At 72.6% G+C, this 13,973-nt stretch carries 14 protein-coding genes; 5 read left to right on the top strand and 9 right to left on the bottom strand.

The window, feature by feature from the left end:
- Positions 1–5 precede the first annotated feature (5 nt).
- The 5 genes from G3T37_RS08580 to G3T37_RS08560 all read right to left on the bottom strand — a co-directional run bounded on the left by G3T37_RS08580 (position 6) and on the right by G3T37_RS08560 (position 3,857).
- Entirely contained in the window at positions 6–548 is a 543-nt protein-coding gene (locus tag G3T37_RS08580; protein WP_163473112.1) for a YbhB/YbcL family Raf kinase inhibitor-like protein, read from the bottom strand.
- 104 nt (positions 549–652) lie between these two features.
- A complete protein-coding gene (locus tag G3T37_RS08575) occupies positions 653–1,537 on the bottom strand; it encodes an ABC transporter permease (protein ID WP_163473110.1) in 885 nt (294 codons plus the stop codon).
- Positions 1,524–2,504 carry an ATP-binding cassette domain-containing protein gene (locus G3T37_RS08570; protein ID WP_163473108.1) on the bottom strand — a complete coding sequence of 327 codons (981 nt, stop codon included), beginning with the start codon at positions 2,502–2,504 and terminating at the stop codon, positions 1,524–1,526. Before G3T37_RS08570 ends, G3T37_RS08575 begins: the two co-directional genes overlap by 14 nt.
- Complete coding sequence (locus G3T37_RS08565; RefSeq protein ID WP_163473106.1) at positions 2,501–3,568, bottom strand: LolA family protein; 1,068 nt, start codon at positions 3,566–3,568, stop codon at positions 2,501–2,503. Before G3T37_RS08565 ends, G3T37_RS08570 begins: the two co-directional genes overlap by 4 nt.
- Before the next feature lie 88 nt (positions 3,569–3,656).
- Positions 3,657–3,857 (bottom strand): hypothetical protein, encoded by a 201-nt coding sequence (locus G3T37_RS08560; protein WP_163473104.1) that lies wholly within the window; start codon positions 3,855–3,857, stop codon positions 3,657–3,659.
- A 162-nt stretch (positions 3,858–4,019) separates the two neighbouring features.
- Here G3T37_RS08560 and G3T37_RS08555 point away from each other — a divergent pair, with 162 nt between their 5' ends.
- Entirely contained in the window at positions 4,020–4,718 is a 699-nt protein-coding gene (locus tag G3T37_RS08555) for a histidine phosphatase family protein (RefSeq protein WP_163473102.1), read from the top strand.
- Positions 4,719–4,728: 10 nt separating this feature from the next.
- Here G3T37_RS08555 and G3T37_RS08550 read toward each other — a convergent pair whose 3' ends face one another.
- Together G3T37_RS08550 and G3T37_RS08545 are read right to left on the bottom strand one after the other, a co-directional pair.
- Entirely contained in the window at positions 4,729–6,609 is a 1,881-nt protein-coding gene (locus tag G3T37_RS08550) for a thiamine pyrophosphate-dependent enzyme (protein ID WP_338401223.1), read from the bottom strand.
- 139 nt (positions 6,610–6,748) lie between these two features.
- Positions 6,749–9,565, bottom strand: coding sequence for a LuxR C-terminal-related transcriptional regulator (locus tag G3T37_RS08545; RefSeq protein ID WP_163473098.1), 2,817 nt, complete (start codon positions 9,563–9,565; stop codon positions 6,749–6,751).
- 138 nt (positions 9,566–9,703) lie between these two features.
- Between G3T37_RS08545 and G3T37_RS08540 the strand changes: the two genes are divergently transcribed.
- From G3T37_RS08540 to G3T37_RS08530, 3 genes are all read left to right on the top strand, one after another.
- Complete coding sequence (locus tag G3T37_RS08540) at positions 9,704–9,958, top strand: SCO4226 family nickel-binding protein (protein ID WP_163473096.1); 255 nt, start codon at positions 9,704–9,706, stop codon at positions 9,956–9,958.
- Between the two features lie 96 nt (positions 9,959–10,054).
- A complete protein-coding gene (locus G3T37_RS08535) occupies positions 10,055–10,705 on the top strand; it encodes a helix-turn-helix domain-containing protein (protein WP_163473094.1) in 651 nt (216 codons plus the stop codon).
- Positions 10,702–11,385 (top strand): SRPBCC domain-containing protein, encoded by a 684-nt coding sequence (locus tag G3T37_RS08530; RefSeq protein WP_163473092.1) that lies wholly within the window; start codon positions 10,702–10,704, stop codon positions 11,383–11,385. Before G3T37_RS08535 ends, G3T37_RS08530 begins: the two co-directional genes overlap by 4 nt.
- Before the next feature lie 9 nt (positions 11,386–11,394).
- On the opposite strand, the gene G3T37_RS08525 is transcribed toward G3T37_RS08530, so the two are convergent.
- Positions 11,395–11,742 (bottom strand): hypothetical protein, encoded by a 348-nt coding sequence (locus G3T37_RS08525; RefSeq protein WP_163473090.1) that lies wholly within the window; start codon positions 11,740–11,742, stop codon positions 11,395–11,397.
- 175 nt (positions 11,743–11,917) lie between these two features.
- Here G3T37_RS08525 and G3T37_RS08520 point away from each other — a divergent pair, with 175 nt between their 5' ends.
- Positions 11,918–12,529 carry a hypothetical protein gene (locus G3T37_RS08520; protein WP_163473088.1) on the top strand — a complete coding sequence of 204 codons (612 nt, stop codon included), beginning with the start codon at positions 11,918–11,920 and terminating at the stop codon, positions 12,527–12,529.
- A gap of 18 nt (positions 12,530–12,547) precedes the next feature.
- Here G3T37_RS08520 and G3T37_RS08515 read toward each other — a convergent pair whose 3' ends face one another.
- Entirely contained in the window at positions 12,548–13,699 is a 1,152-nt protein-coding gene (locus tag G3T37_RS08515; protein WP_163473086.1) for a low temperature requirement protein A, read from the bottom strand.
- Between the last annotated feature and the right edge of the window lie 274 nt (positions 13,700–13,973).

Here is a 13,973-nt window from a genome sequence, read left to right as displayed (position 1 = left end):
CGGGGTTACGCGACCTCGTATCGGGCGACGATCGTCGCCCGCGCGAGCGTGTGGCTGAACAGGGTGAATCCGAGCAGGGCCGGCGAGGCATCCGCCCCGATGCCCAGGGATTCGACGTCGACGGCGTGCACCCCGATGAAGTAGAGGTGCTCGCCGTGCCCCGCGGGCGGGGCCGCGCCGATGTAGCGCGCGAGTCCGCCGTCGCCGCGCAACTGGAACGCACCGGCGGGCAGGCCCGATCCGGTGTCGTCGCCCGCGCCGGTCGGCAGTTCGGTGACCGTGGCGGGAATGTCGACGACCGCCCAGTGCCAGAATCCCGAGCCCGTCGGGGCGACCGGGTCGTAGATCGTGACCGCGAAGCTCTTGGTCGCAGGCGGAAAACCCGACCAGCTGAGCTGCGGGCTCACGTCCTCGCCGCCCGCGCCGAAGATCCCGCTCACCTGCGGGTTCGCGAAGGTCGCGCCGTCGGCGATGTCGGTGCTCGTCACGGTGAAACCCGGCACCGCGGCGATCTCGTCGTAGGGACGGCGTTCTCGGGCTGTTGTCATGGTGTCCTCCTCCTCGACTCTCGTCGGCCCGCGCCGATCGCGCGGGGCCCGGGCGGCCGGCCGAACGGCCCGGCCGAGGAGCCGGGTGCGGGGTGCGCCGCGGCTCACGAGAGAATGTCCTTCGTGGTGAACCGGCCGCAGGCGAGCGCGCCGAACACGACGAAGTAGCCGAGCTGCAGCAGCGCGTTGCTCCCGAAGGAGTCCCAGCTGATCGGCTGGCGCAGCAGGTCGCCGAAACCGAACCAGTAGTGGCTGAACAGCCAGGGGTGAATCGCGTCGAGCTGGGGCAGCGAGTCGAGCACCTGCGAGACGACCGCGAGCACGATCGTCGCGGCCATCGCTCCCACCGGCACGTCGGTGAGCGTCGAGATGAAGAGCCCGATCGCGCTGAGGCCCAGCAGCGACACCGTGATGAACAGCGCGACGAGCAGGGAGCGCACGACCGACTCGCCAACACTGATCGTGTCGCCCGAGAGCAGCGTGACCGGTCCGACCGGGAACAGGACCGCCCCGGCGAGCGCCCCCGCGACGGCGACGCTCAGGGTCGCCGCGACGCAGAACACCGCCGCACCCAGGTACTTGACCGCGAGCAGCCGGATGCGCCCCGCCGGCGCCACGAGCAGATACCGCAGCGTGCCCGCCGAGGCCTCACCCGCGATCGTGTCGCCCGCGACCACGCCCACCGTGAGCGGCAGGAACAGCGGCACGCACACGACGAGGCCGACCGCCGCGACGAAGAGGCCGTTGCTCGTGATCTGATCGAGGAACGCCGGACCCCGCCCGCTGGCCGAGGCGGCGGGGCGGAGCTTGACCGCGACGGCGATGAGCACGGGCACGATCGCGAGCGCCCCGAGCATCGCCCAGGTGCGGCGTCGCCGGAAGAGCACGCTGATCTCGGTGCCCAGCAGTCCCCAGCCGAGGGTGGCGCGTGCCGCGGCGGGGCCCGATCCGCCGGGCGCGCGCTCGTCGGCGGTCTCAGCCCTCGACATCGAAGCCCTCCCCCGTGAGTGCGACGAAGCGGTCTTCGAGACTGGGCCGCTCGACCGAGTAGCCGTGCACGCGCACCCCGTCGGCGACCAGGCGGGCGACGATGTCGAGGGACTCCCCGCGCGCATCGTCGGCCGGGTCGAAGCGGGCCTCGATCACGACGTCGCGCGGGGCCAGCCCGGCGGCGGGCGGCTCGTCGACCGCGAGGCCGAGGCGGGCGAGACTGCGGGCCGCGGCCGCGGGGTCGGGCGTGAGCAGCCGAACCCGGGGCTGGCCCGCGTAGCGCAGGTCATCCAGGGTGCCCTGGGCGACCAGGCGCCCGGCGCTCATGATCGCCGCGTGGGTGCAGATCTGCTCGATCTCGGCGAGCAGGTGGCTCGAGACGAAGACCGTCGTGCCGCCCGCCGCGAGCGAGCGGATGAGCGAGCGCACCTCCCGCGTGCCCTGCGGGTCGAGCCCGTTCGTCGGCTCGTCGAGCACGAGCAGATCGCGCGGGGTGAGGAGCGCCCCGGCGAGCCCCAGGCGCTGCTTCATGCCGAGCGAGTAGGCCTTGACCTTCTTGGATGCCGCTGCCGACAGCCCCACCCGGTCGAGCGCCTCCGCGACCCGGGCCGCGTGCGTCGCGCGGGGGGCGTACAGGTCGGCGCTGTCGAGCCGGCTCAGGTTCGCGGCGCCCGAGAGGTAGGGGGCGAAGCCGGGGCCCTCCACGAGCGCGCCGACGCGCGGCAGAACGGTCGCGACGTTGCGCGGCATCTCGTGGCCGAGAAGCTGCGCCGTGCCGCTGCTCGCGGAGGCGAGCCCGAGCAGCATGCGGATGGTGGTGGTCTTGCCCGAGCCGTTCGGCCCGAGGAACCCGAAGACGGAGCCACGGGGAACGGTGAGGTCGATCGCATCGACCACGGTCTGCCGCCCGAAGCGCTTGGTGAGACCGTGGGTCTCGATCGCCGGTGCCGGGGCGGCGGCGGTCACTTGCTTCGCGCGGCGGCCACGGCCGCGAGGGTCGACTCCGGCACGGACCCGGCGACGACGCGGCCGTCGGCGGTGAACAGCACGTTGACGATGCTCGTGTGGAAGAGTCGTCCGCCCGGTACCACGGAGGTCAGCGCGGTGAACTGCTTCGAGGAGGTGAGCGTCCGGGTTCGCGCGTCAGCGGCGATCGTCACCACCGCATCCCAGCCGGTGCCGGTGACGGTGCGGGCCGGTGGGGTGGTCGCCGGCTTCGATGGTGCGGGAGCGGCGTGCTGGCGGGGCGCGGTCTGCTCGGTGACGGTCGCCCCGGCGGGCGGGGTGAAGGCGAACAGCGAGGCGGCCGGGCGGGCGAGAGAGATCGAGGTGAAGCCGAGGCTGACGGCCGGGGCGGTCTGCGCCCGGGCGGTCACGTCGACCCGCAGGGGCAGGCCGGTCGCGGCGTCGACCGCGATGGAGGCCGAGCCGACGAGGGTGTCCGTCGCCGTCGGCGTGAGGATCAGCTCGTAGGCTGCGCGGCCCGCGACCCGCTCGCTCGTGCCGACCCGCAGCGTGCTCGACTTCTGGAGAGCCGCCACGATGCGGTCGGCGGCCTCTGCGGGCGTCGGAAGAGTGGCCGGGAGCGGGACGGCGCGGTGGCGGTCGCGACTGGGAACCGTCGCGTGGGTCACGGTGTTGCCGGCGGAGCTGTAGACCCAGACGTCGGTGCCGTTGCGCACCACGTCGCGCTCGGCGAGCTGGTCGAGCTGCTGCACGCGCACCCGCGAGGCACCCGAGACGTAGACCCGCACGGTGTGGGTCCCGGTGAGGAGGGCGAGCGTGCCGGCGAGCGATGACCCCGAGCCGAGGCCCGTCGTCGGCAGGGACGGCAGGCCAAGGTCGGAGGTCTGGGAGATCGTTCCCGAGAAGGCGGTGACCGACGACGAGGCCATCAGCTCCAGCACCTGCGCGGGCGTCTTCGCGGGAAGGTGCACGGCGGCGTCAGCCGACATGGGAACGGCGATGGCGATACCGGCGATCACGACGGGGATGACCGCGGCGGGCATCCACTTCTGCCAGGTCTTCATGGGAATCGAACCTCCAGCACCTCACGCGGGTGCGTGCGGCTGAGGCTACGCCCGCAGGCTCGATGTTGGCTGGGTGACGCGCGCCCGCTCAGACCGTGGCGTACAGGCTGCGCAGGGCATCCGCGATCGTGTCGTAGGTGCCGAGCGGTCGCTTCTCGGTGTTCATGAGCGCGTAGCCCCGAGAGGTGCGCAGGATGCTCCCCGCGGGTTCGTCGGTCAGCTGGTGCCGAACGTACCAGCGACCCTCCCCCGCATCGACGAGGAAGAACAGTTCGGTCATCGTTACCACGGGGCGCCTTCTTTCGATTCGTGCGAGCGCGGCGGTCATCACTGACAGTGTCCGCTCGCGGCGGGTCGGGCCTCAATCGACGGCGGGCGAACAGTGGATGAACGTCCGGCGGCGATCGCGCGACCGATTGCCCTCCCGCACCAGCGTGGCTAGCGTGGGCTGATGCGGCTCATCCTCCTTCGGCACGGGCAGACGCACTCCAACGTGGTGGGCGCGCTCGACACCGCGGTGCCGGGCGCCGCCCTCACGCTCATCGGCGAACAGCAGGCCGCGGCCGTTCCGGCCGGACTCACCGCGCTGCTGGCCGCGACGACGGCGGCGGTCGGCACCGTCGTCGACGAGATCGTCGTCTCACCCCTGCTGCGCACCCAACTCACCGCCGCGCCGCTCGCCGCGGCGACGGGACTCCACCCGACCGTGCTCGACGGAGTCCGCGAGGTCGCGGCGGGCGCGTTCGAGTTGAGGACCGACCACGACTCCCAGCACGAGTACACCGCGACCGCCTTCCGCTGGGCGCGCGGCGACGTCGAGCTGCGCATGCCGGGCGGCGAGACGGGCGCGGAGTTCTTCGCGCGGTTCGACGCCGCGATCGAGCACGTGCTCGACTCCGGCGCCGAGACCGCGGTCGTCGTGAGCCACGGTGTCGCCATCCGCACCTGGGTCGCCGCGCGAAGCACCAACCTCGACGGCGGATTCGCCGCCGGGCACCAACTCGCGAATACCGGGCTGGCCCTGCTCGAGGGGCCTCGGCTCGGCCGGCTGCGTCTCGTCGACTGGCATTCCGAGCCGGTCGGCGGGGAGTTGCTCTCCGACCACCACGCCGTCGACCCCGCGGGCGGGACGACCGAGCCGATCCCCTGACCGCGGGGCGCTACCTGAGGTAACGGCGCTGCTCGGCGCGGCGCTCCTCGTAGACCTCGCGCGCACTCACGGTGTCGGGCAGCGTCGACACCTCGGCGGCCGGCACCTCCCACCAGCCCTCCCCCGACGGCCCCTCGATGAACGGGTCGCCGGTGATGTGGATGACCGTGGTGGTCGAGGCACGCTTCGCCTCCCGAATCGCGGCCACGAGTTCGTCGATCGCGTCGGCCGAGGGGGCGATGCGGATGACATCGACGCCCAGGCTCGCCGCGTTCGTGGCGAGGTTGATGGGGAGCCGGTCGCCGGTCTCGAAACTGTTCGCCTCGGAGTCGTGGTAGCGGAAGAGCGTGCCGTAGTGATCGGATCCGGCGAGCTGACCGAGGCGGCCGACCGCGGCGAGGCCGTGGTTCTGCACGAGCACGACGATGATCTTGAGGCCCTCGGCGCTCGCCGTGACGAGGGATGAGTGCAGCATGAGGTAGGCGCCGTCGCCGAGCAGCACGATGACATCGCGGTCGGGGGCGGCGCGGGCCACCCCGACGCCCCCGGGGATCTCGTAGCCGGGGCTCGCCGTCGCCGCCTCGATGTGGCAGCCGAGTTCGCTGCGCGGTCGCCAGAGCGCGGGGAGTTCGGCGGCGGTCGACCCGGAGGCGGCGACCACCACGTCCTCCGGGTCGCTCGCCTCGTCCACCGCGCCCACGATCTCGGCGGTGCTCGGAAGCGCGCGCCGATGCCGCGTGAGCGCGCGGTCGCGCTGCTCTCTCCACGCCGCCCGCTCCCGTGTGTACTCCTGCCGGTACGCGGCCTGGACACTCCAGTCGGCGAGCTCCTCCGCGAGGTCGAGGAGCGTCTCGCGGGCATCCGCCACCACCGGCAGTGTTCCGTGGCGCACGGCATCGAGCGCCGAGAGGGTGATCGATGCCACGCGCACCCCGGGGTGCTGGAAGGCGGTGCCGCTGGAGGTCGTGAGGTCGCTCAGGCGCGCCCCCACCGCGAGCACGAGGTCGGCACCGCGCGCGACGCGGTTGGCGGCGGGAGTGCCGGTGGTGCCGATCGGGCCGAGGTACTGCGGGTGGTCATCCGGCATGCTGCCCAGTCCCGAGACGGTCACCGCGACGGGGATTCCGCTCGCCTCGGCGAGCTGCCTCAGCGCGGCCGCCGCGTCGGAGTAGAGAACGCCGCCGCCCGCGACGATCAGTGGTCGCGCCGCGTCGCGAAGGGCGCCGAGCAGCCGGGCGAGCTCGGTGCGGTCGGGGCGGGGGCGACGGATGACCCACTCGCGGTCATCCAGAAAGCCGGCGGGCACCTCCAGCGCCTCCGCCTGCACATCCTCCGGGAGCACGATCGTGACGGCGCCGGTCTCGGCCGGGTCGGTGAGCACGCGCATCGCGCCGAGCGCCGCGGGCACGAGCTGCTCGGGCCGGTGCACGCGGTCGAAGTACCGGGAGAGCGGGCGGAAGGCGTCGGTGGCGGTGACGGTCGCGTCGTGCGGGAAGCCGGCGTAGCCGCGCGCCGGCTCGCTCACGCGACTCGCGAGCGGGTCGGACGGCAGCAGGAGCACCGGGAGGTGGGCGGCGGTCGCGAGCGCGGCCCCGGTGAGCATCCCGGTCGATCCCGCCCCCGCGGCGCCGGTGCAGGCGAAGGTGGCGCGACGGCGACTCATGCGCGCGAAGCCGACGGACTGGTGCACCATCGCGAGCTCGGTGCGGGCCTGGTGATAGGGCATGAGCGTCGGCTCGCTGAGCGCGTACTGGCGGAGCGCCTGCCCCACGCCCGCGACGTTTCCCTTGCCGAAGATGCCGAAGGTGCCGACGATGGCCCGCGATCGATGCTCGCCGTCGACCGTCCACTGGTGAGCCAGGAACTCGATGAGCGCCTGCGCGACGGTCAACCGTCTCGGCTCCCTGGTGTGCGGTGCCGCCATGGGGCGCCCCCTCGCCGTTCAACTCGCCGACAGGTCGAGGGAGACCGCTCGGAGCGCCACCGCCGGAGAATCCTCGCGCCCACTGTAGGGGCAGCACCCGGAGCGCTCAAGGCCTCCGCGCGGACGGGGGCGCGTCCACAGGAATGGGGGCGCGAGCGGGGGCGTCGCGCGCGACCACCCACGCGGCGATCTCCGCTCGTCGTGCGGCCCCCAGTTTCGACAGGATGTGCTCGACGTGCGCGGAGGCGGTCTTCGCCGAGATCACGAGGGTCGCCGCGATCTCCCGGTTCGTCGCGCCCTGGGCGATGAGGCGGGCGACCTCGAACTCGCGGGGCGAGAGCTCGTCGCGTCGGAGGCTGCGGCCGGTACGGGCATCCACCTCGGCCAGATCGCGGATGCACTGCTCACGCTCCCGTGCCCGGCGCAGCCGCCCCCACTCCGCCCGCGCCCGTTCGAGCGACTCCCGCGCGCGCAGCAGCTGGCGGTCGGCCAGCAGCAGGAGCCCCTCGGCGTGGTCGAGCGCCGGCAGGGTTCCGGGAATCCCGCGAGCCGCGATGAGCGAGCGACAGCGGGCGAGCCAGGCGCGGGCCGCGAGGGTGTCCCGCCGCGCGAGCTGGGCGCGCACCCCGGTGAGCACGAAGGGGAACAGGTAGGCGGCGTCCGTCACCGCGGCGGAGAGCTCCCACCCCGTCTCGCAGAGGGTCACCGCGTCGTCGGCCCGCCCCTCCGCGAGGGCGAGCTCGGCGAGACCCCAGACCGCGGGCGAGAGTCGCTGCAGCTCCCCCATGCGCTCACCGATCTCGCGCGCCGCGGTCAGGTGCTCGAGCGCGGCGTCGAGGGCCGGCCGGTCGCCCGGGCCGTCGACGCCCGATCCCGCCTCGAGCGCGAGGTAGCCGAGCACGTGGAGGGCGGTCACGCGGGTCGTGATCCCGCCGCGGCCGTCCACGAGCGCCGCGTCCGCGAGCGCCCGCGCCTCCGCCGGCCGGCCGGTCGCCCAGCGCACGTGCGCCAGGTGGGCGGTCAGGTAGTGGTGGTCATTCCACTGTTCGAGGCGCCGGGTCACCTCCAGGCCCTCCGCGATCCAGCGCTCGGCACGGTCGTACTCGACGAGGACGGAGGCGCAGGAGCCGATCATCCGGTAGCCCCGCGCGATGCGGGTGTCGAGGCGGTGCTCGGTCGCCGCGCGGATGCCGTTCTCGAGCAGCGCCCAGCCCTCATCGCCCCGCCCCGCGAAGACGAGGACGGAGCCGAGTGAGAGATCGAGGTCGATCCGGATCGCCTCCGCGCCCTCGCCCGCCGCGTGCCGGGCCGCCTCGCTCCCCACCGCGATCGCGTTGTCGAGCCGGCGGTCGAGCATGAGCCCCGCCGTGATCGCCGCGAGGAGCTCCGCCCGCGCGAGCTCCGCGCGCTGACCCGCGACCCCGTCGATGCGGGCGAGAGCCTGGCGGGCGATCGCCTCCCGCTCGGCGAACGGCACCCCCAGCAGGTGGAGGGCGGCGAGCTGCTGCGAGACATGACGGGCGGCCGCCACCTCGTCACCGTCCCGTCGATGGAGCTCGATGGCCGCGACCCACTCGCGCAGGGCCGCCTCGTTGTCGTCGACGGCGGCGAGTTCGCGGGCGAGGTCGGAGTGCACGAGAGCGCGCTCGGCCACGGGCGTCGACGACGGCATCGTGCGCTGCGCGCGGCGGTAGAGCGCGACCCCCTCGCGATGGGCCCCGCTGCGCACCGCCTCCCGGGCCGCGCGGAGCGCGTGACCGTACGCCGCGGCGGGCCGGTGGGCACGCTCCAACTGGTCGGAGAGGAACGCCGATCCGAACCCTGAGCGCTCGGCGACCTCGGCGACCGTGCCGTGCAGCGCGCGGCGGCGGTACGGCGGGATGCCCGCGTAGACGGCATCCCGGATGAGAGCGTGTCGGAAGTCGACGTCGTCACCACCCGCGCCGGGCACGAGCAGAAGGCTGTCGGTGAGCTCTGCGAGCGCCGGATCGAGTTCGCCGGGCGAGGCGGCGCTGACCTCGCGCAGCAGGTCGACGGCGCAGGAGCGGCCGATGACGGCCGCGGCCTCCAGCACCTCCCCGGCCGACCGGCTCAGGCGAGCCGCGCGCTGGGCCACCGATTCGGCGATCGTCTCGGGCACGGCGGCGCCGTCGAGCAACTCGGTGACGATCAGCTCCTCGACGTGCAGCGGAATGCCGTCGCTCCGGTCGAACAGCGCGGCGAGCTCCGCCGAGGCGGGTGCGGCCCCGCGCAGCGCGGTGACCATCGCGGCGGTGCCGTCCGGGTCGAGCCGGCGCAGCCGCAGCTCCTCGGCGACCCGCTGCTCCACGAGCCGCGCCCGCCACGCCCGCAGGGCGCTGCGCGGGTACAGTTCGTCGCTGCGAAAGGTCGCCACAAGCATCGCCGGCAACTCGCGCACGCGCGACCCGACCCGCTCGAGCACGTCGAGGCTCAGCTCATCAGCCCAGTGCAGATCCTCCACGCGCAGCATCGTCGCCTCCGAGGCGAGCAGCGCGCCGACCTCCTCGGCGAGCTCGGCGACCAGCAGCCGCCTCCGCCGCACCGGGTCGCCCGTCTCGCGCAGACCGCCATCGAGCCGGGTCGTCAGCCGCTCCGCGGAAGCCCGGTCGCCGGTGGCCCTCAGCTCCCGCGCCAGATCGACCAGCACCGAGCCCGCCACCTCGGCGTCGCGCGGGAACACCGCCACGCGAAGCCGCCGACCCGAGCCGCGCATCCGGTCGTCGACCTCGGCGAGCAGGCGGCTCTTGCCGATTCCCGCCTCGCCCGACACGAGCAGGAACTGCCCGTCACCGCTGCGTGCGGACTCCCAGCGTCGCAGCGCGAGCGCGAGCTGCTCATCGCGGTCCACCAGCACGGGGCACACCCGTGGCCGGTCAGCGTCAGCCTGCCGGTGGGCGGTCACGCGGTCATCCTATTCCCGCCCCGACGAGCCCGGATGACCGATCCCGCGGCCCTCCGTCGCAGATAGGTCGAACGACCGATGCCACGCCGTCGCCCGCGCGGGAGGGTGAGGAGACACGCCAGAGAAGGGACGATGAACATGGCGACCAACAGGTACATGGACGTGCACGACGGTTTCGTCGGGGTCACGAAGGAACAGCTCGCGGAGGCCCACGCGGCCGACCTCGCGATCGAGGGCGAGGAGGGCGTGCACTTCGAGCAGGCCTGGCTCGACCCGGAGTCGGGCAAGGTCTTCTGCCTCTCGACCGGCCCCTCGAAGGAGGCGGTCATGCGCATTCACGAGCGCGCCGGCCACCCCACCGCCGAGGTGTACGAGCTGTCGATCGAGGTGTGATCGCGCGGGGCGGGTGCGCCGCGCGATGCGGTGCGCCCGCCCCGCGGCCGGCGCCCGCCCCTTGACAAATTTATTTGTCGGTGAAATCCTGATCCCGTGAGAGACGTGGAGATCATCGAGAGCGCCGGGGCCGCTGAGGCCTGCCTCGACCCGATGCGCAGCCGCCTTCTCGCCGCCCTGCGCGAACCCGGCTCCGCCTCCACGCTCGCCCAGCGCACCGGCCTGCAGCGGCAGAAGATCAACTACCACCTGCGCGCGCTCGAACGCGCCGGCGTCGTCGAACTCGTCGAGGAGCGCCGCCGCGGCAACATGACCGAGCGGGTCGTCCAGGCGACGGCCGCCTCCTACGTGATCTCGCCCGCGGCGCTCGCCGAGCTCGCCCCCGACCCCGCCGCGCGCCCCGACCAGCTCTCCGCCCACTGGATGCTCGCGATCGCCGCCCGCCTCGTGCGCGAGGTCGGCACCCTGCTCTCGCGCGCCACCGCCGCCGGGCGCCCGCTGGCGACCCTCACGATCGACGCCGAGCTGCGCTTCGCGACCGCCGCCGACCGCGCCGGGTTCGCGGCCGAACTGAGCGAGACGCTCGCCGCCCTCGTCACCAAGTACGACAGCGCGGCCACCGCGACCGCGCGCCCGCACCGGCTGATCGTCGCGCTGCACCCGAGCATCACCGCGGCCGGCGACGCCGCGGCCCTCACGCCATCCACCACGACCGCCATCACCGCCAACCAGAGGAGACCACGGTGAATCATCCCTTCGAAATCATCGCCGAGACGATCGTCGACGGCACCCCCGAGCAGGTCTACGACGCCGTGACGGCCGAGACCTCCGCCTGGCTGTTCCCCACCGAGGGGATGGCCGGGGTCGAGCTGATCGAGGAGCGGCCGACCCACCACAAGAATCGCCTCGACGGGCCCGACGGCTGGTACAACCAGCTGGAGCAGCTGATCGAGGCGAGGCCGGAGGGCACGTTCATCCGCTGGATCCACAGCGGCGTGATGACCGATGACTGGGAGGCTCAGTACGACGGCGCGAGCCGCCACACCACCTTCTACCTGCACACTCTCGGCCAGTACGTCGCCCACTTCGCCGGCCGGCCGGTGACCTTCGCCGATATCCAGGCTCCCCCGGCGTCGACGGCGGCGGGCTCCTTCGACCGCGTGCGCGACGCCCTCGGCATCACGCCGCAGACCGCCGCGGGCGACACCGTCACCGTCGATCTCCCGGGCGCGGGGCCGACCGTTTTCACGGTCGACTGGAACGCCGATGTGTTTCTGGGGCTTCGCGGCGAGGATGCCCTCTACCGCTTCTTCGGACGGGACTCGTTCGGCGCCACCGTCGGGCTCACCGTGCACGACTTCAGCGGCGCGGAGACCCCGCGCCTCGAGGGCGCCTGGCGGGCGTGGTTCGACGAGCTGTTCGCGTGAGGTGAGCGGCTACGCCGCGTCGAACGTCGGCGTGCGGTGCTCGTACATCTCGAACAGCACGGCCGAGAGGTCTTCGATGCGCACGAGCACGCGGTGCTCGCGGATGCGCTTCGTGGGGGTGCTGATGACCCCCATCGCCTCGAGGAGCTCGGTGACCAGCTCGGTCTCGTCGTAGCTGATCCGCATCGCGCGCTCGAGGCCGAGCGGCGTGAAGACCTGGCTGAGAACGACGAGATCGACGGCGCGGACGAGCAGATCGAACTGATCCTGGTCCATCGCGCGGATGATCTGATCGAGCACCGAGTCGAAGGCGATCGGTGAGTGGCTGCTGTTGGGGGCGACAGCGAATTGCGACATAGCAAATTCCTCTTCGGGTCGAGGCATTACGCCCGGCGGCGGGGTGTTCCGCGAGCGTCCCCCGCGAACGGGGTGTCCATACCTTATCGTGACGAGGTCTCACAGCCAAGAGCCGGGGCCAAAATTGTCTCGCTCCCGACCCTCCACCGGGGCGCCGATCTCCTAGCCTCGAAGTATGCGAAGGGTCAGGCTGCCGAGAAGACGCGAGAGGCGTCTCATCACCGGCACCTTCGTCGCCCCGCCGAAGGCCGAACCGATCACCGTCGAGCGGTCGGTCGAGGAGGGCCTGCTCATCGCTCAGTCGGCCCTCGTGCTCGACGTGAAGAACCAGATCATCGTCGCGGCCCTGCGCCACGGCGACGACTTCGACGCCGCCCTGACCCGGCAGGTCGTGCGCACCGAGTTGCTCACGCTCTCCACCGAGTACCGCGAGTCGGCCGACCGTCTCGCCGGCCTGGCCGCGCACGCGCTCACCGTGCGGGCGCGCGGCGGCGGGGAGCCCTATGGCCCGGCCGATCATCCCACCCTCATGAAGCGGGCGGAGGTGAGCCGGCGCATGGCCGACACCCTGCGCGAGCGCAGCACCGACGACGACTACTGCGCGCAGATCTGCGAGCGCGCGCGCCAGCGGGCCTGGGAGGACGTGGGCGACGCGATCGAGGCGCGGCTCGACCGACTCGTGCGGCTGGACGCGCCGCGCGAGGATCCCGACTACCCGGCCCGGCGTGCGGAGCGCATCGCGACCTTCCTCGCCCTCGACCTCGGCCCGCTGCTGCACGACGCCTGAGCGGAGCCCGCCCGGCGACTATCGCCCGACGACCGCTCCGGGACGCCTGCGGTTCAGCACCGACACGACGGTGACGAGCACCACGACGCCGAGACCGCCCGCGAGCAGCGGCGTGGCGGTCATCCCCGAGACGCTCGCGATCGCCACCAGAGCCAGCGGCAGGATCACGCCGGGCGCCGCCCACGGCAGCACGAAGGTCAGCGGGGTGCCGTAGCGCCGGATCACGATGGCGTTGGTGAGGTAGAAGAGCGCGAGACCTCCCCCGAGCGCGATCGTCGACCCGGTCGCCGGAGCGGAGTGCGGGTGGGCGATCGCCGTCGCGAGGCCCGCCGCGAACATCGTGATCGACGCCACAATGAGGTAGGGGATGATCATGACGGTGTCGAGCAGGGCGCCCACGTCGCGGCGCGCGACCACCGCGGCGACCCCCTCCTCGATGATGCTGCTGCCCGAGACGAACAATCCCCAGGCGATGAGCGCGATGGTGGCGAATCCGAGCAGCGCCGCGAGACCCGCGGCGGCGCCCCAGTGCGCGCTCAGCGAGACGATGACGCTCACCACCGACTCCCCCATCAGGATGATCAGGAACAGGCCGAGCCGCTCGCTCGCGTGCGCCACATCCAGCCGCGCGAACCGCGACAGCGACCGCGCGCCCGCCCGCAGCAGGATCACCTCGAGCAGGATCGCGGCGGCCCACACCGCGAAGTCCCACGGGATCGGCACGAGGGCGGAGCCGATCCAGAGCAGGGCGGTGACGCCGTTGTAGACGGCCGGGCGCCACAGCGGCACTCCGGAGAATCGGGCGCGGTAGCTCCAGAGCACGAGCAGGACGAGGCGGAGCATCCCGTTGGCGAGCGCGAACGCCCACACCCGGTCGGTGGTCTCGGTGACCGACGCGGCCATCACCGCGATCGTCGCGGTCGCAAGGAGCAGGGCAACGCCGGTCAGCCGGCGCGGCAGCGGCGGGAGCTCGTTGACGCAGGCCGTGACGTTGATCCAGGCCCACCACGCCGGCACCGACCACGCCACGAAGGTGAGGTACTGCGCGGGCCCGGGCGCGCCGTGGAGCACCGCCGCGAGCTCGGTGATGAAGGCGACCATGGCGAGGTCGAAGAAGAGCTCGATCCAGTCGACGCGCCGCCCCGGAGGCAGCGCGGCGTCGTCGGTCATGCGCTTATTATCCCGACTCGCCGATCTGCCATTGCGAAATTTCTTCACCGGATTGCGCCGCCCGCGTGGAGCGCTCTCACGCGCTAACCGCTTGGGAACAGGGGTTTTTCCGTGGGCGAAAATTTCGGGCTGATTCCGTTACCAAACCGTTATATGACCTTATGTTGCGCAACCCTGCATACGGGAACATGCTTCAGATACCACCGCTCAAAGTCGAGCGTGGGCACCAAGGAGTGCTCTCCTTCACAGCAGAAAGGGAGTGACATGAAGACGT

The organism is Galbitalea soli (genome assembly GCF_010686725.1).
Lineage (GTDB): Bacteria > Actinomycetota > Actinomycetes > Actinomycetales > Microbacteriaceae > Galbitalea > Galbitalea soli.
Note: the sequence above shows the minus strand (reverse complement) of the source record. Positions and strands in the feature narration are given on the sequence as shown.

Excerpts from the sequence above, each read along its gene's own strand:
- G3T37_RS08520 (WP_163473088.1), top strand. The coding sequence starts at position 11,918 with ATGCGAAGGGTCAGGCTGCCGAGAAGACGCGAGAGGCGTCTCATCACC.
- G3T37_RS08515 (WP_163473086.1), bottom strand. The coding sequence starts at position 13,699 with ATGACCGACGACGCCGCGCTGCCTCCGGGGCGGCGCGTCGACTGGATC.
- G3T37_RS08575 (WP_163473110.1), bottom strand. The coding sequence starts at position 1,537 with ATGTCGAGGGCTGAGACCGCCGACGAGCGCGCGCCCGGCGGATCGGGC.
- G3T37_RS08555 (WP_163473102.1), top strand. The coding sequence starts at position 4,020 with ATGCGGCTCATCCTCCTTCGGCACGGGCAGACGCACTCCAACGTGGTG.
- G3T37_RS08525 (WP_163473090.1), bottom strand. The coding sequence starts at position 11,742 with ATGTCGCAATTCGCTGTCGCCCCCAACAGCAGCCACTCACCGATCGCC.
- G3T37_RS08565 (WP_163473106.1), bottom strand. The coding sequence starts at position 3,568 with ATGAAGACCTGGCAGAAGTGGATGCCCGCCGCGGTCATCCCCGTCGTG.
- G3T37_RS08540 (WP_163473096.1), top strand. The coding sequence starts at position 9,704 with ATGGCGACCAACAGGTACATGGACGTGCACGACGGTTTCGTCGGGGTC.
- G3T37_RS08580 (WP_163473112.1), bottom strand. The coding sequence starts at position 548 with ATGACAACAGCCCGAGAACGCCGTCCCTACGACGAGATCGCCGCGGTG.